Annotated in this window: 17 protein-coding genes; 3 read left to right on the top strand and 14 right to left on the bottom strand. The window is 72.7% G+C overall.

What is annotated here, in order from left to right; genetic code table 11:
• Positions 1-94 precede the first annotated feature (94 nt).
• The 8 genes from N912_RS0109665 to N912_RS0109630 form a co-directional block, all read right to left on the bottom strand.
• Positions 95-1762, bottom strand: coding sequence for an amidohydrolase (locus tag N912_RS0109665; RefSeq protein WP_028922268.1), 1668 nt, complete (start codon positions 1760-1762; stop codon positions 95-97).
• Positions 1762-4650, bottom strand: a complete 2889-nt coding sequence (locus tag N912_RS50750) for an aminotransferase class III-fold pyridoxal phosphate-dependent enzyme (RefSeq protein ID WP_051579979.1) — start codon at positions 4648-4650, stop codon at positions 1762-1764. The genes N912_RS0109665 and N912_RS50750 overlap by 1 nt, the downstream gene beginning before the upstream one ends.
• Positions 4651-4730: 80 nt before the next feature.
• Positions 4731-5870, bottom strand: coding sequence for an ABC transporter ATP-binding protein (locus N912_RS50745; protein ID WP_245645230.1), 1140 nt, complete (start codon positions 5868-5870; stop codon positions 4731-4733).
• A complete protein-coding gene (locus N912_RS65110; protein WP_245645229.1) occupies positions 5867-6649 on the bottom strand; it encodes an ABC transporter permease in 783 nt (260 codons plus the stop codon). The genes N912_RS50745 and N912_RS65110 overlap by 4 nt, the downstream gene beginning before the upstream one ends.
• 20 nt (positions 6650-6669) lie before the next feature.
• Positions 6670-7569 (bottom strand): ABC transporter permease, encoded by a 900-nt coding sequence (locus tag N912_RS65105; protein WP_064745230.1) that lies wholly within the window; start codon positions 7567-7569, stop codon positions 6670-6672.
• Positions 7566-8618, bottom strand: a complete 1053-nt coding sequence (locus N912_RS50730) for an extracellular solute-binding protein (RefSeq protein ID WP_051579978.1) — start codon at positions 8616-8618, stop codon at positions 7566-7568. The genes N912_RS65105 and N912_RS50730 overlap by 4 nt, the downstream gene beginning before the upstream one ends.
• 13 nt (positions 8619-8631) lie before the next feature.
• Positions 8632-9921, bottom strand: a complete 1290-nt coding sequence (locus N912_RS0109635) for an aminotransferase family protein (RefSeq protein ID WP_028922267.1) — start codon at positions 9919-9921, stop codon at positions 8632-8634.
• 27 nt (positions 9922-9948) lie between these two features.
• Positions 9949-11394 (bottom strand): NAD-dependent succinate-semialdehyde dehydrogenase, encoded by a 1446-nt coding sequence (locus N912_RS0109630; protein ID WP_028922266.1) that lies wholly within the window; start codon positions 11392-11394, stop codon positions 9949-9951.
• Between the two features lie 345 nt (positions 11395-11739).
• Here N912_RS0109630 and N912_RS50725 point away from each other — a divergent pair, with 345 nt between their 5' ends.
• Entirely contained in the window at positions 11740-12255 is a 516-nt protein-coding gene (locus tag N912_RS50725) for a MarR family winged helix-turn-helix transcriptional regulator (RefSeq protein ID WP_156993355.1), read from the top strand.
• Between the two features lie 42 nt (positions 12256-12297).
• A complete protein-coding gene (locus N912_RS0109620) occupies positions 12298-13164 on the top strand; it encodes an SAM-dependent methyltransferase (RefSeq protein ID WP_245645228.1) in 867 nt (288 codons plus the stop codon).
• A gap of 3 nt (positions 13165-13167) precedes the next feature.
• On the opposite strand, the gene N912_RS0109615 is transcribed toward N912_RS0109620, so the two are convergent.
• Entirely contained in the window at positions 13168-13506 is a 339-nt protein-coding gene (locus N912_RS0109615) for an LLM class flavin-dependent oxidoreductase (protein ID WP_028922264.1), read from the bottom strand.
• Positions 13507-13618: 112 nt separating this feature from the next.
• Between N912_RS0109615 and N912_RS0109610 the strand changes: the two genes are divergently transcribed.
• Complete coding sequence (locus N912_RS0109610; protein ID WP_028922263.1) at positions 13619-14482, top strand: alpha/beta fold hydrolase; 864 nt, start codon at positions 13619-13621, stop codon at positions 14480-14482.
• Positions 14483-14494: 12 nt separating this feature from the next.
• Here the strand turns inward: N912_RS0109610 and N912_RS65100 are convergent, their stop codons facing one another.
• The 5 genes from N912_RS65100 to rpsR all read right to left on the bottom strand — a co-directional run.
• Positions 14495-16285, bottom strand: a complete 1791-nt coding sequence (locus N912_RS65100) for a serine/threonine-protein kinase (RefSeq protein ID WP_051579976.1) — start codon at positions 16283-16285, stop codon at positions 14495-14497.
• Between the two features lie 15 nt (positions 16286-16300).
• Positions 16301-18322, bottom strand: a complete 2022-nt coding sequence (locus tag N912_RS60115) for a WD40 repeat domain-containing serine/threonine protein kinase (protein WP_051579975.1) — start codon at positions 18320-18322, stop codon at positions 16301-16303.
• Between the two features lie 160 nt (positions 18323-18482).
• Positions 18483-19229: a class I SAM-dependent methyltransferase gene (locus N912_RS0109595; RefSeq protein WP_028922262.1), complete on the bottom strand. Its 747-nt coding sequence runs from the start codon at positions 19227-19229 to the stop codon at positions 18483-18485.
• On the bottom strand, positions 19230-19535 hold the full coding sequence (gene rpsN / locus N912_RS0109590; RefSeq protein ID WP_028922261.1) for a 30S ribosomal protein S14: 306 nt from the start codon (positions 19533-19535) through the stop codon (positions 19230-19232). It lies immediately after the preceding gene.
• A 172-nt stretch (positions 19536-19707) separates the two neighbouring features.
• On the bottom strand, positions 19708-19877 hold a 170-nt coding region (gene rpsR / locus N912_RS0109585; protein WP_028922260.1), incomplete at its 5' end, for a 30S ribosomal protein S18.

The following is a 19877-nucleotide window of genomic DNA, read 5'->3' as shown; positions in this document are numbered from 1 at the left end:
GGTCCGCGCGCCGTTACGTCAATCGCCCAGGTCACGCGGAGCGGCGCGGGTCCGGCGCTCGGGCGAACCTCCGGCCCGCCGTCGCTAGCCGGACTTATGAATAACCCTCCTCGTTGTCGAACACGGTCTTTCCACCCACGATGGTCATCTCGACCGGGATGTCGGTGAGCCTGTCGTGCGGTGTGCTCAGCGGGTCGGCGCCGAGCACGGCGAGGTCGGCCAGGTAGCCCGGTGCCAGCGCGCCCTTGGACGACTCGGCGCCCTCCAGGTGGGCGGGCGCGGTGGTCCACATGTGCAGCGCCTGGAGCGTGGTGACCAGTTCCTTGTCGGCGACGCGGGCGGCGGGGACGGCGCCGACGAACGTGGCCACGCCGCCCCGCCAGTCGGGCACCGTGCAGGGCGCGTCCGAGCTGTCCACCACCCGCACGCCGGCGGCCAGCATCGAGCCGGCCGGGAAGGTGCGCGCCCAGCGGTGCTCACCGATCATCGGGGTCATGCCGCTCGCGGCGGTGGCCTTGAGCAGCGAGTTCGTCACGACGGCGATGTCGTGCTCGGCCAGCCGGGCCAGCGCCTCGTCGGTGAGCAGGGTGCCGTGGATCAGGGCGTGGCGGGCGGTGGGGCGGGGGGTGGCCTTCTGGGCGGCGATCAGTGCGTCGATGGCCGCGTCGGCGGTGCGGTCGCCGGTGACGTGGATCTGCAGGTCCAGGCCGTTGCGGTGGGCCAGGTCGACCACGGCGGCCAGCTCGGCCACGCGGGCGTCGTCGTCCTCGCCGACCACGGTGAGCGAGCCGTGGCCGCCGTCCGGGTACGGCTCGTACAGCCAGGCGGTGCCGTGGCTGGGGGCGCCGTCGGCGAACAGCTTGGCGCCGCCGATGCGCAGCCAGTCGTCGCCGAGGCCGGTGGCGGCGCCGGACCACCACAGGGCGGACTGCATGGTGGACAGTGAGCACGGCTCGGGCCAGCCCCAGTGCAGCAGCACGCTGGTGCGCAGGCTCATCCGGCCCTGGCGGTGCAGCTCGGTGTAGTCGCGCAGCAGCTCCGGGGACACGGCGGGGTCGGTGACGCTGGTGACGCCGAGGCGGTTCAGGCTGGTCATGGCCGCCTCGATGGCGTCGAGGCGGGTCGGGCGGTCGGGCTGGGGGACGACCGCCAGCACCCGGCTCATGGCGGCGTCGTAGAGCAGGCCGGTCGGTTCGCCGTGCTCGTCGCGGACGATCACGCCGCCGTGCGGGTCGGGGGTGTCGCGGTCGATGCCGGCGCGGCGCAGTGCCTCGGTATTCACCCAGACGCCGTGCAGCGAGGCGTGGTGCAGCAGGGCGGGGCGGTCGCCGGTGGCCGCGTCGAGCTGCGAGCGGTGCGGGGGCAGCGAGCCGTCGGCCAGCTCGGCGATGTTGCCCTCCCGCCAGGTCGCGCCGACCAGCCAGTCCCCCGCGCCGGGGCCCGGCGAGGCGGCGCGCAGCGCGGAGGTCAGCTCGTCGAGGCTGGTCACGCCCCGGATGTCGAGGGTGAACGGCGGCTGCAGGAGTGCGTACGCGGACAGGTGCACGTGTGCGTCGTTGATGCCGGGGATCACCGTCCGGCCGGCCAGGTCGACCACGTGAGTGTCCGTCCCGATGAGCGGCGCGACATCCTCGTCCGAGCCGACGGCGACGATCCGCTCGCCCCGCACCGCGACCGCCGTCGCGTTCGGGCTGGCGGGGTCCAGCGTCACGATGCGACCGGATCTCAGCACCAGGTCGGCTGTGGCCAACACCGAGGCCATCACCAGCTCCTTTCCAGGACGCGGTCCAGGGTCTCGACGAACGTGTCGGCGTGCGTCTCGGTGAACGTCAGCGGCGGCTTGAGCTTGAGGATGTTCCAGTCCGGACCGGTCGGGTAGACCAGCACGCCCTCGTCCTTGAGCCGCTCGCAGACCAGCAGCGTCTCCGCCGACGCCGGCTCCTTGGTCTCCCTGTCCTTGACGAACTCGACGCCGCTGTAGAAGCCCTGCCCGCGCACGTCACCGATGAGCTGGTGGCGCTCGGCCAGCTCGCCGAGCCGGTCGCGCAGGTACTGGCCGACGGTCAGGGCGTTCTCCTGCAGGCCCTCCTCCTCCAGCACCTTCAGCAGCTCCAGCCCGACCGCGCAGGCCGCCGGATTGCCGCCGTAGGTGGAGAAGAACCGGCCGGTCGCGTCGAAGCGCTCGGAGATCTCCCGGGTGGTGACCATCGCGGACACCGGGAACCCGTTGCCCATCGCCTTGCCCATGGTCACGAAGTCCGGCCGGATGTCCTCGCCCTGCGTCTGGAATCCCCAGAACGCCTCGCCGAGGCGCCCGAACCCGACCTGCACCTCGTCGGCGATCGTGAGGATGCCCCGCTCGCGGGCCGCCCGGTGCACGCCGCGCAGGTAGCCCGGCGGCAGCACGACCTGGCCGCCGCCGGCCAGCAGCGACTCGTAGATGAATGCGGCGGCGGGCCGGCCGGCCGTGTCCAGCTCGGAGAACACCTCGGCGGCGCGGGCGGCGTACTTGGAGCCGCTGTCCGGGTCGCGGTAGCCGAACTCGCCCCGGTAGCGGTCCGGGACGGCGGTCGGGTGCACCCAGTCCGGCTTGCCGTAGCGCTTGTAGCGGGCCGGGCTGACGTCGGAGACCAGCGAGGTGTAGCCGTGGTAGGCGTGCTCGATCACGGCGATGTCGTGGCGGCCGGTGACGTAGCGCGACATCCGCAGCGCCAGGTCGTTCGCCTCGCTGCCGGAGTTGAGGAAGTACACGACGTCCAGGCCGTCGGGCAGGGTGGCGGTCAGGCGCTCGGCGTAGTCGGTGAGCACGTCGTAGACGAACCGGCTGTTGGTGTTGAGCCGCCGCAGCTGGCGAGCCGCGGCCTCGACGAGGCGGGGGTGGCCGTGGCCGAGCAGGGTGACGTTGTTCAGCGCGTCCAGGTAGCCGCGCCCGTCCTCGTCGAAGAACAGGCAGTCTCTTGCCCGGACCATGTTGATCGGGGTGCTGAAGTACGTCGGGTGGGTCCGGGGCAGGTGCTGGTGGCGGCCGGCCAGTGCCGTGGGCAGCACCGGCGTCCAGGCCGTGATCCCGGAGTCCGCGCCGAGCAGTACCGAGGAGTCCGGCACCAGCCGGCTCCAGACGTCGAACTCCGAGCGCCGGGCGTGCGTGGGGATGGCGGTCGGGGACACGGCGGCGAGCTGCGCCACGAGCTCGCGGCCGACCACATGTCCGACCTGCTGGCCGGCGGCGACCCGGCTGTCCGGCGGCACGGTGGCCGCCACGCCGCGCAGGGAGGTCCAGAACCTGGTGCCGTCCGCGGTCTCGTGCGCCAGTACGACCCGACCATCTCCGCCGGAGGGCTCGACGACGCCGTCCAGCGGCGCGCACACCGCCGTGCCGGGCGCCGCGAACAGCGTGACGCCCAGGGAGACCGAGGCCGCCTCGTCGGCGCCGGTTGAACGGCGGGCCGGGCCGAGGAACCGGGGCTCGGCGTAGCGCGCGACCGCGACGTCCGGCCGCCGCGCCTCGACGGCCGTCCGCACCGCCGCGAGCAGCTCCGCCTCGTCGCGCGGGTCGGCCTCGTCGTACACCTCGCTGGCCGCGTCGAGCTGGATCAAGGCCAGGTCCGCCCTGATCACCGGCTGGATCGCCGCGCGGTTCGCGTCCAGCCAGGACAGCACCCGGTCGCCAGGCGGATACGGCTCGAAGCCGCAGGCCTCGCGCAGCGTCGCGGTGGCGAGCTCGGCCGGCAGGTCCAGCAGCCGGGCGAGCTGGCGGGTGGTGTCCGGGGTGCGGTGGCGGGGGTCGCCGTGGCTGCCTTCCTGTGCGAGCCGGGCGGTGGTCGCGGCCACCACCGCGACCCGGCCGACCAGCAGCGGGTACAGGGCGTCCACCTCGTCCTCGGTCAACCCCACCGAGCCGTGGTACGCGGCGGTCAGCAGGGCCGCGACCCGCAGCGGGCGGTCGGTGGTACGGGTGAGCGCGGCCAGCAGGATGGCCAGGTCGGCGACCCGGGCGGTGTGCAGCATGTCGCCGAAGTCGAGGATGCCGGTGGTCCGGCGGGGCCTGCCGCGCTCGCCCACGACGACGTTGAGCGTGTTCACGTCGTGGTGGACCAGCGCCTCCGGCAGCGCCTCCCACCGCACCGGGTGGGCGGCCAGCAGCTCGCGGGCCCGGCCGATCAGCTCCGGGTCGGTCACGAACGGCTCGCACTGCTCCAACGCGGCGTCCGTGCGCCGCAGGTCCCAGTAGTGCGACTCCGGCACGCCTACGGACGGAGCGGTGGCCATCGCGGCGGCCAGCCGGCCCGCGACGGCACCGATGTCGGTGTACAGCTCGTCGGAGCGCTCGGACACGGAGATGAGCGGTTCGCCCGGCACCCAGGTCAGCAGCCGGACCACCACCGGCTCACCGCCGAGGTCCCAGTCCGCCGTGCCCACCACCCGGGGCACCGGCAGCTCCGGGTCGGTGCGCTCGACGTGCCGCAGCACCTCGTCCTGCACCTCGATGCGGCCGCGCTCCGCCGCCGAGGCGACCTTCAGGACGTACTGCGCCCCGTCCGGACCCGAGATCCGGTAGTTCGCGTCCGTCTCCCCGGGAAGCCGGGAGAGCGTCACCGCCTCGATGCCATGAACCCGCCGCGCGATCTCCCGCGCCTGGTCGGCATCCACCGAAGGCGGACCCTCGGTGATGCGCCGATAGTCCGTCGCTGGCCGGACCACTGAATGGGCCTCCCTAGCTCGTCAGCTCGTCATCTCGTTACGAGAGCCTGATGCTCCGGGCTCCAGGCCACGTCGACCGTCTCCCCCGGCATCGCCGGCAACGCCGACCCGACCACCCGCATCGCGCTGCCGACGGTCCCGTCCGCGAACCGCAGCCCGATCCGGTAACGGTTGCCGACATAGAGGATGTCGGTGATCGTCGCCCGCGCCCGGCAGCGCCCGTCCGGCGCCGGGTCGTCGTCCGAGGCGAGCAGCTCCACCCGCTCCGGCCGGATCACCACGCTGGCCTGCCCCGGCTCGCGGGCCTGCTCGTCGGTGAGCCTGATCGTCACCCCGTCGTCGCAGCTCAGCCGGCCACCGTCGACGGTGCCGGAGAAGATGTTCGACTCCCCCAGGAACTCCGCGACGAACCGGCTGCACGGGTGGTCGTACAGCTCGGTGGGCGTGCCGACCTGCTCCAGGCCGCCCTCGTTGAACACCGCGACGCGGTCGGACAGCGCGAGCGCCTCCTCCTGGTCGTGCGTGACGAAGATGAACGTCATCGCCAGCTCGCGGTGCATCCGGGCGATCTCGCGCTGCAGCGAGTCGCGCAGCTTCTTGTCCAGCGCCCCGAGCGGCTCGTCCAGCAGCAGCGCGCGCGGCGTGTACACCACGGCCCTGGCCAGCGCCACCCGCTGCTGCTCGCCGCCGGAGAGCTGCGCCGGCTTGCGCTCGGCCAGCGCGGGCAGCCGCACCAGCTCCAGCACCTCGTTCACCCGGCGGTCGATCTCGGCCTTGGCCAGCTTGCGCTGCCGCAGCGGGTACGCCACGTTCTCCCGCACCGTCATGTGCGGGAACAGGGCGTACTGCTGGAACACCACGCCCAGGTTCCGCCGGTGCGGCTTGACCCGCCCGACGTCGGCGCCGTCGATGGCGATCGAGCCCGCCGTCGGCGTGATGAACCCGGCGATGATGGACAGCATCGTGGTCTTGCCCGAGCCGCTGGGGCCCAGGAACGTCATGAACTCGCCGGCGCCGATGCTCAGCGAGACGTCGCGCACCGCGTCGCGCCCGGCGCGCGGGTAGGTCTTGGTCACGCCGCTGATCTCGATCCGGCCGGTGCCGGCGGCGTCGTCCGCCGAGGCGGGCCGCGCGGCGTCGCGGGCCTCGGCGCTCATGAATGCTGTCATCGGCGTTCCCCGTGTGGTGATCGACTGCCTCGCAACTGGATCAGCAGCAGCACGCCCGTCGTCACGACGACCACCAGGCTCGCGGCCGCCGAGATCGTCGGGTCGGTCTGCAGGCTGACGCTCTCGTACATCTGCACCGGAAGCGTCCGGAACGTGGGTGACTGCAGGAACAACGCGATCACCACCTCGTCGAAGGAGGTGACGAAGGCGAACACGAAGCCGGACAGGATCCCCGGCAGGAGCAGCGGCAACGTGACGCTGCGCAGCGTGGTCAGCGGCCCAGCGCCCAGGCTGGCCGACGCGGTCTCCACGGTCCGGTCGTAGCCGGCCAGGTTCGTGGTGACCGTGACCACCACGAACGGGACGGCCAGCGCGGTGTGCGCGAGCACGAACCCGGCCAGCGAGCCGACCAGGTGCCAGCGCAGGAACGCCGCGTAGACGGCGATGGCCACCACGATGATGGGCACGATCATCGGCGAGAGCAGCGCGCCGCGCATCGCGCCCCGGCCCCGGAACCTGGTGCGGTCCAGGCCGAGCGCGGCCGCCGTGCCGAGCGCGGTGGCCACCACGGCCACCAGCACCGCGACCTTCAACGAGTTGCCCACGCTCGCCAGCCAGGCCGGCGAGCTGAAGAACCGCTCGTACCACCGCAACGAGAACCCCTCGGGCGGAAACTTGAACGTCGCCGAGTCGCTGAAGCTCATCGGGATGACGATCACCGTGGGCGCCAGCAGCAGCAGCGCGACCACCGCCACCCAGGCCCGCAGCGGCCAGCTCAAGGCGTGTTCCTTGGCCCGACTCACCGCGCACCCGCCTGTTCGAGCGTGGACGTGCCCCGGCCCAGCCGCCAGACCGCCGCGAGGATAATCAGCGTGACGGCCAGCAGCACGATGCCCAGCGCGCCGCCGCCGCCGAAGTCGAGCAGCGTGGTCACCTTGGTCTCGATGAGCTGGGAGGCCAGCGCCTGCCGGGGCGAGCCGAGCAGCGCCGGGGTCACGTAGAACCCGAGCGACATGATGAACACCAGCGAGAAGCCGGACACCACGCCCGGCAGCGACAGCGGCAGGTACACGCTCCGGAATGCCGTCCACCAGGGCGCGCCGCAGCTCACCGCCGCGTCCATCAGCCTCCGGTCGATCCCGGACAGCGAGGTGTACAGCGGCAGCGCCATGAACGGCATCATCACCTGCACCATCGCCACCGTGACGCCGGTCGTGGAGCCGAGCAGCACGGCGTCGCGGATGCCGACCGCGTGCAGGATCTGCTCGATCAGCCCGCCCCGCTGCTCCAGCACGTACCAGGCGAAGTTGCGCGCCATCAGGCTGGTCCAGAACGGCAGCAGCGCCAGCAGCACCAGCAGCCCCCGGACCCTCGGCGACACCCTGGTCATCGCGTAGGCGTACGGGTAGACCAGCACCAGGGTCACCGCGGCCACCACGGCGGCGGTCACCAGGGTCCGGCCCAGCACCGTCATCGACACGCCGTCGACCAGCAGGGCGTGATAGTTCTGCAGCCCCACGCTCGGGTCGGAGAAGCTCCGCCAGGCGATCTGCACCAGCGGCACGAAGAAGATGACCAGCAGGAACGCGGCGGCCGGCAGCAGCAGGTACCCGGCGCCGCCGAGCCGGCGCCTGGCCGGCACGCCCTCCGCCGGCGCGTCCGCGCGCGCCGGAGGAGGGGCGTCCGTGACGGCGGTCATCCGATGGACCACGCGGTGGTCTTGGCCACCACGTCATCGAGGTTCTTCGCCCACCAGTCCACGTTGGTGTAGATCAGCCCGGCCTTGTGCTCGGGCGCGAAGACGTTCACCGCCTCCTGGGACGGGTCCGGATACTTCACCGACACCTTCGGATTGCCCGGGAACATGGTGGCCGAGGTGCTGAACGCCTGCTGTTGGGCGGGCTGGGACACGAACTGGATGAACTTCATCGCCGCCTCCTTGCGCGGCGTGCCCTTGACCACCACCAGATCGTCCCAGTTGACGAAGGCGTGCTCCCAGATCACCTTGTACGGCGCGCGGTTCTTGATGGCCAGCGCGGCGCGGGCGGTCAGGGACAGCACCATGCTCGCCTGCTGGCCGTCCATGGCCTGCTGGATCTGCCCGTAGTTGGTGGCGAAGGTGAGCTGCGGCTTGATGGTGTCCAGCTTCTTCAGCGCGCGGTCCACGTCGATCGGGTAGAGCTTGTCCGGCGGCACCCCGTCGGCCAGCAGCGCGAACTCCAGCACGTTCGTCACGTTCATGTTCCGGATCGCCGGCACGATGCGCTTGCCGGGGAAGCGTTGCAGGTCGAAGAAGTCCTTCACCGAGGTCGGCGGGTTGTTCGCGTACGCGTTGGTGTTGTAGAGCATGAACGTGCCGTAGAAGTACGCCGGGACGCCGTACTCGCTGACCGTGTTCGGCGGGTAGACGCTCTTGTCGACGATGTTGAAGTCGATCTTCTCCAGGTACTTGGGGCCGTACAGGTTGGCGAAGCTGGGGTCCTGGTCGAGCACGTCCCAGTCCGAGGTGCCGGACTCGACCATGGTCTTGAGCTTGGCCTGGTCGGGCGGGCCGGTGTTGACGAACTGGGTGCCGTTGGCCGCGGTGAACGGCTGCTGCCAGGCCTTGATCTGGGCGTCCTGGAAGTCGCCGCCGGTGGACACGAACGTGATCGGGCCGTCCGGGCTCCCGGAGCCGCCGCCGCACGCCGCGAGCAGCGACGCCGCCGCCGCGACCGCCACCGCCGCAATGAGCCGCCTCTTGCGCATTGGTCGTTCTCCTCTACTTCGACCCGACGGCCGTGACGTGCTTAGCGAGCACGTCGGCCAGGACGTCGATGTCCTCGTCGGTGATCACGAGCGGTGGCGAGAGCACGATGTTGCTGCCGGACGCGCGCACGATCACGCCGTCGGCCCGCGCCCCGTCCTGGACGGGCATCGCCTCCACGCCGGTCAGCTCCACGCCGAGCATCAGCCCGATCCCGCGCACTTCGAGCACGTGCGGCAGGTCCTCCAGCGGCTTGAGCGCGGCCAGCAGCCGTTCGCCGGCCTCGGTGGCGCGTTCGAGCAGGTTCTCGCGCTCCAGGATGTCCAGATTGGCCAGCGCGACGGCGGCTCCCACCGGGTGGCCGTTGTAGGTGAAGCCGTGCAGGAACTCCGCACCGTCGGCCAGTTGCAGGACCCGCTCGCCGACCAGCACCGCGCCCATCGGGATGTAGCCGCTGGAGATGCCCTTGGCGGTCACGATCAGGTCCGGGTCGATGCCGTAGTGGTCCGAGGCGAACCAGTGGCCGGTGCGGCCGAACGCGGTGACCGTCTCGTCGACGATCAGCAGGATGCCGTGGCGACGGAGCACCTCCCGCACGCGAGGCCAGTAGCCCTGCGGCGGCGGGACCATGCCGCCCACGCCGAGCACCGGCTCACCGACGAACGCCGCGATCCGGTCCGCGCCGATCTCCTCGATCCGCCGCTCCAGCTCCGCCACCAACTGGTCGGTGGCGCCCTCGCCGTGCACGATGCCGTGCGGCTTGCCGAGGAACTCCACCCCGGGCAGCAGCGGCCCGAAGTTGGCGCGCAGCTTCTCGATGCCGGTCACCGCCAGCGAGGCGCCGCCCATGCCGTGGTAGCCGCCGGCGCGGGCCAGGATGACGCGGCGGTCCGGGTGGCCGGCGTGGTGCTGGGCCAGCCGGGCCAGCTTGATCGCCGTCTCGGTGCCCTCCGAGCCGCCGTTGGTGAAGAACACCCGCCGGATCCCGTCCGGGGCCAGCTGGATGAGGCGCCGCCCCAGCCGGATCGCCGGCTCGTTCGAGTAGTCGCCGAACGAGGAGTAGAACTCCAGCGTGCCGATCTGCCTGGCGGCCACCTCGGCCAGCTCGGCGCGGCCGTGCCCCACCGCGCACTGCCACAGCCCGCAGGTGCCGTCGATGTACCGCCTGCCCTCGACGTCCCACAGGTGCGCGCCCTGCGCGCGGTCGATGACCATCGGCTGCATCGGCTTGCCGATGGTGGTGTGCGGATGGATCAGGTGCGCGAGGTCGAGCTCGGCGAGCTCCTTCGCGGCCACGTTGCTCACGTACTCACTCCCTGCTCTGCGCGGGCTCTACAGCTTGAAAGCGACGGCCTTGTGCTCGAGGTAGCCCTCGATGCCCTCGCTGCCGCCCTCGCGTTCCTGTCCGCTGTTCTTCATGCCGCCGAACGGCAGCTCCGGCCGCACCGGCGCCGGCTCGTTCACCCCGATCACGCCGAACTCCAGCCGGTCCAGGGTGCGCCACAGCCGCCGGAAGTCCGAGCCGAACACGTAGGCCGCCAGCCCGTACGCGGTCGCGTTGGCCTGGTCCACCACGGCGTCGTCGTCCTCGAAGGTGAAGACCGGCAGCACCGGGCCGAAGGTCTCCTCCTGGCTGATCGCCATGCCGTGGTCGACGTCGGCCAGGATCGTGGGCTCGTAGAACGCGCCCTTCAGCTCCGCGCGCTCCGGCGTCCACCGCTTGCCGCCGCACAGCACCCGAGCGCCCTTGGCCACCGCGTCCTTGACGTGGCGCTCCACCTTCTCCAGCCCGGCCTGGTCGATCAGCGGGCCGATGTTCGTGCCGTCCTCGGCGCCGTGGCCCACGCGGAGCGCCGCCGCCTTCTCCTCCAGGCGCGCCACCAGGTCCTCGCGCACGTCGCGGTGCACGAACAGCCGGTTGATCGCGGTGCAGCTCTGGCCGGCGTTGGTGAACTTCGCGGCGGTGATGGCGGCGGCGGCCGCGTCAAGGTCGGCGTCGGCGAACACGATGGCCGGCGAGTGCCCGCCCATCTCCAGCGACACCCGGCGCAGCCGCTCGCCGGTGGAGCGCAGCAGGCCAAGGCCCACCTCGGTGGAGCCGGTGAAGCTGATCTTGCGGAGGCGGGGGTCCGCGAGCAGCTCGCCGACCAGCTCGGCCGGGCGCGAGGAGGTCAGGTTCTGCAGCACGCCGGCCGGCAGGCCCGCGTCGTTGATCAGCCGGACCAGGGCGGCGGCGATGAGCGGGGTCTGCTCGGCGGGCTTGACGATCAGCGTGGTGCCGGCGGCCAGCGCGAGCCCGATCTTGCGCACCAGCATGCTGGCCGGGAAGTTCCACGGCGTGATCGCCAGCGTCGGGCCGACCGGGGTCATCAGCGTCAGGCCGGGGCCGTTCGCGGCCGGCGGGGTCACCTTGCCGTAGGCCCGGCGGCCCTCCTCCGCGCTCCACTCCAGCATCCGGGCCGCGCCGAGCACCTCGCCCCGCGACTCCGCGAGCGGCTTGCCGTTCTCGCTGGTGAGCAGCGCGGCCAGGGTCTCGCGCTCGGCCCGGATCGCGGTCGCGGCGGCGCGCAGGTAGCCGCCCCGGGTCTCGGCGTCGGTGCCGCGCCAGGCCGGGAAGGCGGCGCACGCGGCGTCCAGCGCGGCACGGGCGTCGGCGGTCGTCGCGTCCGCGGCGTGACCGATCAGCTCGGTGGTTGCCGGATCGGCAACCTCGAACGTCGAGGCACCGGTTCGCCACTCGCCGTCGATCAGCAGGGTCGCGGACGGATCAGAGGACATCGAACACCTTCGTTTCGCGGCTCGTCGTAGTGGCTGACCCAGGCGGGCGGCACCCGCTTGCGCCACCCGGGGGGCGGGCGTGGACAGACTCAACCTTCGAGTGTTGCATTGTCAACACCTTGGTCTAAGTTTGTCGATGCGCCGCGTTGCCGCCGAGGTTGGGGGCGGTCGGCAGCACACCCGAGGGTTGTGCACACCCCGGCGGCGAGGACGGGCCACCTGCCCGCCCGAGCCGGCGGATCCGCGAGTGACCAGGACGAACAGTCGTCGAGACGGAAGGGGACCCGCGTTGCGTAATCCGACCTGCGGCGACCCCATAGAGTCGGCGGGATGAGGCGGGGCGACATGACCGAGCCAGCTGCACCAACCGGTGGTGCCCGAGGGGACGGGGCTCGCAGCGACGGCGCCGGGACCGGGCCGCGCACCACGATCCAGGGCCTGCTCTCCTACCGGCTGAGCCGGGTCTCGAACGCCATGTCGCGCAGCGCCGCGCTGCGCTACCGGCGGGAGTTCGACGTCAGCCTCGGCGAGTGGCGGACCATCGCGCTGCTGGGCGCCAACTCCCCGCAGACGCTGAACAAGCTGGCCAGGCTGGCCGCGCTGGACAAGGCGCAGATGAGCAGGGTGGTGGCCAAGCTGACCGTGCGCGGGCTGATCCTGCGCGAGTTCGGCGCCGGCCGCACCACCGAGCTCACCCTCACCCGCCGGGGCCAGGCGCTGTACAAACGACTGATCGAGGCCGCGAACGAGCGCAACGAGGCGTTCCTGGTCTGCCTGACCGAGCACGAGCGCGAGGTGCTCGACACCGCGCTGGACAAGCTCGCCACCCTGGCCAGGGCGCTGGAGCGAGCCGAACGCTGATGTGTTGACTCTGTCAACAGCGAGCCGCCCGCACAGTAGCATTTGCCCCGCAGCCAGACTAATCCCTCATCTTCCGGAAAGGACCGTTTGATGGGCGACGTGGAATCGCAGGGCCGGCCCGCGGACATCGATTTCGACAGGCCAAACTCGGCGCGAATCTGGAACTACTGGATGGGCGGAAAGGACAACTACCCGGCCGACCAGGCGGCGGGTGACGCGGTCATTGCGGTGTTCCCGGGCATCACGACCTGGGCCAGGCACGCCCGGCAGTTCATCATCCGGTCGGTTCGCTACATGGCCGAGTCCGGCGTTCGGCAGTTCCTCGACATCGGCACCGGTTTCCCGACCGACCAGAACACGCACGAGGTCGCCCAGGAGGTCACCCCGGAAGCGAGGATCGTCTACGTCGACAACGACCCGGTCGTTCTGGCGCATGCCCGGGCACTGCTGACCAACACCACCAACGTGGGTGTCACCACTTATGTCGATTCCGACTTCCGCGACATCGACCGGGTCATCGGCATGGCCCGAGGTGCCCTGAACTTCGACGAGCCGATCGGCGTGATGTTCATGGGCTCGCTCGGGCACGTCGAGGACTACGACGAGGCGCTCGCGATCGTGAGGTCGTACATGGACGCGGTCCCGTCCGGCAGCTACCTGGCCCACTACGAGGCCATCAACACCGATCCGGTCTACCGGCAGGCGCTCGACGACTTCAACGCCGAAGCCGGTGCCGCATGGGGCTACTACGCGCGCACCCCCGAGCAGATCGGGCAGCTCTTCGACGGCCTGGAACTGGTCGACCCCGGGGTGGTGCGGCTCAACCAGTGGCGCCCGAACCCCGCGAAGGTGGGCAACGGCCAGAACATCGACGTGGTCAGCATGGGCGCGGTGGGCCGCAAGCCCTGAAGCTCAGCCCACCAGGAGCGCGCGGGCCTGGGCAATCAGGTCGTACTGGGCGTTGCCCGAGACGTACTGCAGTGACCCGATCTGCTTGGCGGCCCAGGCCGGTTGTCGCAGGGCGAGCAGCATCACGGCGTACCCGATGTTGATCCGCTCGGTGGCCGAGGCGGCCACGGACAGCGCCACCGTGCTGTCCAGCATGGGCGTGCCGGTGGTCAGATGGTCACCGGCCCACACCGCGTCGAGCCCGACGTCCTCGGCATGCCGGGCCGCCACCGCGATGTCGGGGATCACGCCGTCGCCCCTCGAGGCGTTCACCGGAAGCTGAGCACCGAGCCGAATCGTCATGCCCGAACCCTAGAAGCTCAACAAATGTTGAGGTCAACCTCCGGGGTTGCCACTGCCGCTCAGGTAAGGTGAAAACTATGCTTGTAGCCATTACGTTTGGAGGTCGGGGACGGTGAACGCGCGGATCGGTACCGAGGGGTGGCGGCTGTCCGACCGGGTTCGGGTGTCCGGCGGCGAGGTGGCGGCCGGGGTACTCGGCGACGGGCCGCCGGTGGTGCTGGTGCACGGTTCTCCGGCCTGGTCATACCTGTGGCGGGCGGTGGCCCCCGCGCTGGCCGGCCAGTACACGGTGCACGTCTGGGACCTGCTCGGGTACGGCGGCTCCCGCCCCGGCCCCGGTGTGGCCCCCTCGATCGACAGGCAGGCCCGCACCCTGGCCGAGCTGGTCGAGCACTGGGGCCTGGACGCTCCCGGCGCGCGCCCTCCGGTCCTGGTCGGGCACGACATCGGTGGCGCCGTCGTGCTGCGCGCCCACCTGGTGCACGGGGTACCGGTCGACCGGCTCGCGCTGCTGGACGCCGCCGTCCTGGATCCCTGGCTCACGCCGTTCACCTCGCACCTGCGCGAGTGGCCCGAGGCGTACCGCACGATGCCGGAGCACGTGTTCGCCGACATCATCGCGCCTCGGCTGCGCACCGCCACCCGCCGCCCGATGGCCACGGCCGACGCGGATGCCTACCTCGCCCCGTGGACCGGCGCCGCCGGGCAGCGTCGCTGGGTCGACCAGGCCCGCGCCGTCGACCCCGGCGACACCCGCGACATCGCGGCCAGGCTCGGCGAGGTGACCGCCCCGACCCTGGTGCTGTGGGGCGAGCGGGACGGTTGGCTGCCCCCGGACACCGCCGTCCGGTTGGCCGCCGCGATCCCCACCGCCCGGCACCGCATGATCCCGGACGCCGGTCACTTCCTCCCCGAGGACGCCCCGGACGCCACCGTGAGCGCCCTGCTGGGCTTCCTCTCCGGGGCCGACGGATGAGCGCCGCGGTGTTCAGCCCGTCGTGATCTGGTTCGGCGGCGGCGGTTCGATCCGGACCGGCTGGCCCCATTCGCGGTATCGGGTCTCGTGCGTGTTGGGCTCCTGTCGCGGGGCGGGCGACGGGTGCTCGGCCCGGAACCTCACCAGGCGGTTCGCGGCGTCCAGCCAGACGATGTTGGTGATGGTGCTCGCCGGGTCGGGCGGTGGCAGCGGGCCGGACGGCCGCCAGTTCGGGTCGGCCTTGAGCTGTAGCGTGGCGTCCCGGTCCAGCCGCAGCGTGTAGCGCCTGGTGGGCACGCCGTCGAGCTGCTCGTCGGCGGAGTCGACCAGCGTCGCCGCCGCGACGTTGGGCCGCAGCGGGTTGCCCTCGTCGGCCGCCGCTCGCACCACGGCCAGCTCGACCGACCTGGCGGGGTCGTTGCCGGTGAGGTCCAGCGCGTCCCAGCTCACGGCGGTCGGCTGCTGGGGCGCCCTGGTCGACTTGGTGAGCCAGGCACGGCCGGGCAGCACGATCATGGCCGAGTCCCAGTCCGACACGACGTCGTTCCCACCGCCCTCGGGGTGGGTGACCTGGCGCAGGTGCATGGTGCGGTGAAGGGACGTGGTGCCGGAGTCGACGCGGATGTGCGCCTCGCTGGTCCAGCGCATCTCGCCGCGCGTCGGGTGGATCTCGCGGGTCGAGCTGGCCTTGACCGTGCGGTCGCGCTCGAGCTGGGCGTCCACCGCGTTGCTGATCTCGGCGGCCGTGGTGTAGCGCGCCGGGGTGCCGGCCGGGCCGGTGGGGCCGGTCGGGCCGGTGACCCCCATCGTGACGGCCAGCGCGGTGACCAGTGTGAGGGCGCCGGCGAGCCCGAGCCACAGCTTCCGGTTGCCGCCCGCCGTCCGACGCGCGACCACCAGGGTCGGGACGACCCAGGTCGAGTCGGCGGCCGGGTCGATGCGGGCGGTCGGGGTCACCACGCCGGGCGGGAACCAGGCGGCACTCCGCCCGGGCTCCGGTGCGAGCCCGGCGGCGAGGTCGGCCGCGGCCGGGCGCGCCGCCGGGTCCTTGGCCAGGCACCGTTGCAGCGCCGGCCGCAGCTCGTCGGGGACGCCGGCCAGCCTCGGCTCGTCCCGGGCGATGCGCAGCAGCAGCGCCACCGGGTTGCTCGCCTCGCCGAACGGACCCCGCCCGGTCGCGGCGAAGACGAGCACGCTCGCCAGCGAGAACAGGTCGGACGCGGCCCCGACCGGCTCATCGCTGGCCTGCTCGGGCGACATGTAGGCGGGGGTGCCCAACATCGCCCCGGTGTGGGTGATCCGGGTCGCGTCGGTCGCGTCCGTCGCGGTCGAGATGCCGAAGTCGATCAGGCGTGGGCCGTCCTCGGCCAGGATCACGTTCGACGGCTTGACGTCACGGTGCACCACCCCGGCGGCGTGCAGGCCGGCCAGCGCCTCGGCCATCCGGGCGGCCAGCACCCGCACCGCCGGCGCCGGCAGCGGACCGGAGCCGGCCACCGCCTGCTCCAGCGACGGCCCCGGCACGTACTCGGTGGCCAGCCACGGCCGCGCGGCGCCCGGGTCGGCCCCGAGCACGGCCGCCGTCCACGGGGCGTCGATGGCCCGGGCGGTGGCCACCTCGCGCGCGAACCGCGCCCGGAACGCGGGATCGTCGGCCAGGCCGGGGTGCACCACCTTCACCGCCGCGCACCGGCCACCCCGGTCCCGCCCCAGGTACACCTGCCCCATGCCGCCGGTGCCCAGCCGGCCCACTATCCGGTAGCCGCCCAGCTCGGCCGGGTCGTCCTCCCACAGCGTCCGCATGTCGCCCCTCCCGCCTCATCGCTCCGACATGGCGATCTCGACCATGGTGTTCACGTCGTTCAGGTAGACCCGGCGGCCGTCCGGCGAGACCACCAGCTCGTTGACCGACCGGCCGGTCTCGGCCGTGGCCAGCACCTTCCCGGTACCGGGGTCGACCACCTGGAGCCTCGTCTCGACGGTCGTGAGCACCTGTCCCCCGGGGGCGGCGACGAACTGGCAGCAGCTGCTCGGCATCGTCACCCGCCGGATCAGGTCCCCGGTGGCGGCGTCCAGCGCGGTGATCAGCCCGCCGAACGACACCGCGTAGAGCTCCCGCCCGTCGCCGGACAGCGCGGCGTTCTCGACCTGTGGCAGGAACGGGTTCTGGACGCTTCGGCCGGTGTCCAGGTCCACCTGCACCATCGGCCCGAGCAGCTGGTGGGCGTAGGCGCGGCGGCCATCCGCGGTGAGCACGACTCCCCCGCCGAAGGTCAACCCCCGCGTCGGGACGGTGCGCACGGACCGGGTCTCGGTGTCCACCACGATGATCGTCTCCGTGGTGTCGTCCCCCTGCTTGTGCAGCAGGACCAGCCGCCGCCCGTCCCTGCTGAGGTCGGCATGCGAGTGCAGGCCGCGCGGCAGCGGGATGCTCGCGGTCGGCCTCCTCACGGTGAGGTCGATGACCTCGATCTGGTCGAACTCCACCAGGTAGAGCCACCTGCCGTCCGGCGAACAGAACAGCTGCCCGCCCACCAGCCCGGTGGCCGGCCTGATCGTCCGCACCGCCGTCCGGGCGCGCACGTCGACCACCGCGATGCCGTCCTTGCCGTTGACGAACAGCCGGCCGCCGTCGGGCGAGATCGCCGGCCGGTACGCGCTGCCGCCGTTCCCGATCGCGATCGGCGCGCCGAGCTGGACCGGGCGCAGCGGGACCGCCGGAGCCGGTTGGTGCGCGGCGGCGGCCGGGCCGCCCGCGCCCGGCCACGGAACCAGGAACACCGCCGCGAGCGCCAGCAGCGCCACCACGGGCAGCGCCAGTAGCGCGAGCAAGGCCCGCCCGGGGCGGCGGCCGCGGCGGAACAGCCCGCTCGGGGTGCGCAGCGCGGTGTTGGACGGGGTCAGGCCGGCGGGCATGCCGAACGCCGCCGGCCAGGACCGGGCCGGGAGTGGGGTACGGGCGCCGGCGTGCGGCACGGGCAGTGTCGGGCGCCGCGGCCAGGTCGGCGGCTGGGTCAGCTCGGACACCACCGGCGGCGGCCAGGCCCCGGGCGCTCCGGACGGCGGCTCCGCCCAGTGCGCGAGCGTGTCCGCCAGCTGGCGCGCGGTGGGCCGTTCGGCGGGTTCCTTGGCCAGGCACGGCGCCAGCTCCGCGCGCAACCGGTCGGGCACCCCGGCCAGGTCCGGTGCGTCCTCGCTGACCCGCATCAGCATCGCCACCGGGTTGGTCGCCTGCCCGAACGGCCCGCACCCGGTCGCGGCGAACACGAGCACGGCGGCCAGCGAGAACACGTCCGAGGCCGGACCGCCGTCCGCACCGCGAGCCTGCTCGGGCGACATGAACGCCGGCGTCCCGACCGCCAGCCCGGTGCGGGTGATCCGGGTCGCGTCCAGCGCGCGGGCGATGCCGAAGTCCAGCAACCGGGGCCCGTCCGGCGCCAGCATCACGTTCGACGGCTTCAGGTCGCGGTGCACCAACCCGGTGGAGTGCAGCGCCGCCATCGCGTCGGCCAGCCGGCTCGCCAGCACCCCCGCCGCCGCCTCCGCCAACGACCCCGCCTTGGCCACCGCCCGATGCAGCGACGGCCCCGGCACGTACTCGGTGGCCAGCCACGGCCGCCGCGCATCCGCGTCGGCCGCGACCAGCGCGACAGTCCACGGCGCCCGGACCTGGCCGGCGATCCGGATCTCCCTGGCGAACCGCCGCCGGAACTCCGCGACCCCCAGGTGCGCGTCGTGGATCACCTTCACCGCGACCCACCGCCCCGGCTCGTCGCGGCCCAGGAACACCTGCCCCATCCCGCCGTCGCCCAGCCGCCCGAGCAACCGGAACGGGCCCAACGAAACCGGGTCGGACGCCCGAAGCTCGCCGATCAGTGCCCTCGCCCCCTCAACGCCCCCCTCGCCGTGGCGTCGACGAGGGGACCAGCCTTCGACAGCCATGACGACAGCCGAGGCACCGTTCAGGTTGTGTCGGGCGGCGAACTGGCCCGGAGACGTTTCAGGGGCGGATCAGGAACAGCCCGGTGCCGGCCGCGCCCGGCCGACCGGCGAGCCCGTGCGCGGCGACCTCGGCGGCGAGCTCGTCCGGGCCGAGCACCCACCACTGGCTCTGGTGGCTGACCTCGTCGACCAACCGCCCGTCCCGGTAGCCGCGGTAGGTCATGGTCCAGCGCACCGAGTCGGGCCCGGCGGGTTGTGCGCCGGCGCTGCCGACCAGCAGGTCCCGCCCGATCCGTAGCTCGCTCATCGGCATCTCGGGCACCTCGCGCGGGCTGTCCGGCGGGACCACGGTGACCACCGCGACCCCGCCGGGCACCAGCCGCTCGGCCAACACCGCCCAGAGCCGTGCCCGGCGCGGCGCGTCGAGGTGGCCGAGCACGTTCGCGGCGAGCACCGCCGCGATGCGGTCGGGCAACCGCGCGGTCTCGATCGGCTCGCCCTCGACCGTGGTGCGCCGGCGCAGGTCCGGGTCGGCGGCCACCCTGGCCAGCAGCGCGGTGCGCATGGCCGGGTCGGGCTCGATGGCCAGCACGTCCGCGCCGGGCAGGGTGCGGGCGATCAGCTCGGTGCCGATCCCGGTGCCGGCCCCGATGTCCACCACCGGCGCGTCCGGGCCGGCCGGCACCTCCCGGAGGGCCTCGGCCACCGCCGGCGCGAGCGCGTGCCACGCGGCGGGCAGCAACGCGGCGACGTACGGCGCGACGCGCTGGTAGAACATCGCGCCGCTGGTCTCCTGGCCGGTCATCTACCAGCTCGCCTTGCGCACCCCGGGCAGGTGGCCGCCGTGCGCCAGCTCGCGCATCCGCACCCGGGAGACCCCGAACGCGCGCAGGTACCCCCTCGGCCGCCCGTCCACCGCGTCCCGGTTGCGCACCCGGGTGGCGCTGGCATCGCGCGGCTGGCGGCTCAGCTCCCGCCGCGCCGCGTCCCGCTCCTCGGGCGTGGTCCTCGGGCTGGCGATGATCGCGGTGAGCCGCTCGCGCCGGGCCGCGTACCTGGCGACCGTGCGGCGGCGCCGTTCGTTGCGCACGATCTTGCTTCGCTTGGCCATCGCTCAGGCCTAGGGCGTTTTCCGTGGATCTATGCCGAGCGAGCGGTGATCCAGATTGTGGCTCGCAAGGCCGAGGAGCCGCCGATACCGCTGTTGTATCGGCGGCGACGAGAACGCCGCGAGGCGCGATCTGGGCGCCGCGCAGCCGGCTGAATGATCCACGGGACACGCCCTAGTTCCGGGCGGCGTTCGGGTAGGGCAGCAGGGCCATCTCGCGGGCGGTGCGGATCGCGGCCGCGACCTGGCGCTGCTGGCGCGGGCTCAGGCCGGTGACGCGGCGGGAGCGGATCTTGCCCCGGTCCGAGATGAAGGTGCGCAGCAGCGCGGTGTCCTTCCAGTCGA

This window comes from Actinospineispora acaciae DSM 45401 (assembly GCF_000620785.1).
GTDB classification, from domain to species: domain Bacteria; phylum Actinomycetota; class Actinomycetes; order Mycobacteriales; family Pseudonocardiaceae; genus Pseudonocardia; species Pseudonocardia acaciae.
This window is presented reverse-complemented; position numbering and strand designations above follow the sequence as displayed.

What these genes read in the sequence shown, in the direction of transcription:
- N912_RS0109665 (WP_028922268.1), bottom strand. Translation starts at nt 1,762, where the DNA reads ATGGCCTCGGTGTTGGCCACAGCCGACCTGGTGCTGAGATCCGGTCGC.
- N912_RS50745 (WP_245645230.1), bottom strand. Translation starts at nt 5,870, where the DNA reads ATGACAGCATTCATGAGCGCCGAGGCCCGCGACGCCGCGCGGCCCGCC.
- N912_RS65105 (WP_064745230.1), bottom strand. Translation starts at nt 7,569, where the DNA reads ATGACCGCCGTCACGGACGCCCCTCCTCCGGCGCGCGCGGACGCGCCG.
- N912_RS50730 (WP_051579978.1), bottom strand. Translation starts at nt 8,618, where the DNA reads ATGCGCAAGAGGCGGCTCATTGCGGCGGTGGCGGTCGCGGCGGCGGCG.
- N912_RS0109630 (WP_028922266.1), bottom strand. Translation starts at nt 11,394, where the DNA reads ATGTCCTCTGATCCGTCCGCGACCCTGCTGATCGACGGCGAGTGGCGA.
- N912_RS50725 (WP_156993355.1), top strand. Translation starts at nt 11,740, where the DNA reads ATGACCGAGCCAGCTGCACCAACCGGTGGTGCCCGAGGGGACGGGGCT.
- N912_RS0109615 (WP_028922264.1), bottom strand. Translation starts at nt 13,506, where the DNA reads ATGACGATTCGGCTCGGTGCTCAGCTTCCGGTGAACGCCTCGAGGGGC.
- N912_RS65100 (WP_051579976.1), bottom strand. Translation starts at nt 16,285, where the DNA reads ATGCGGACGCTGTGGGAGGACGACCCGGCCGAGCTGGGCGGCTACCGG.
- N912_RS0109595 (WP_028922262.1), bottom strand. Translation starts at nt 19,229, where the DNA reads ATGACCGGCCAGGAGACCAGCGGCGCGATGTTCTACCAGCGCGTCGCG.
- rpsN (WP_028922261.1), bottom strand. Translation starts at nt 19,535, where the DNA reads ATGGCCAAGCGAAGCAAGATCGTGCGCAACGAACGGCGCCGCCGCACG.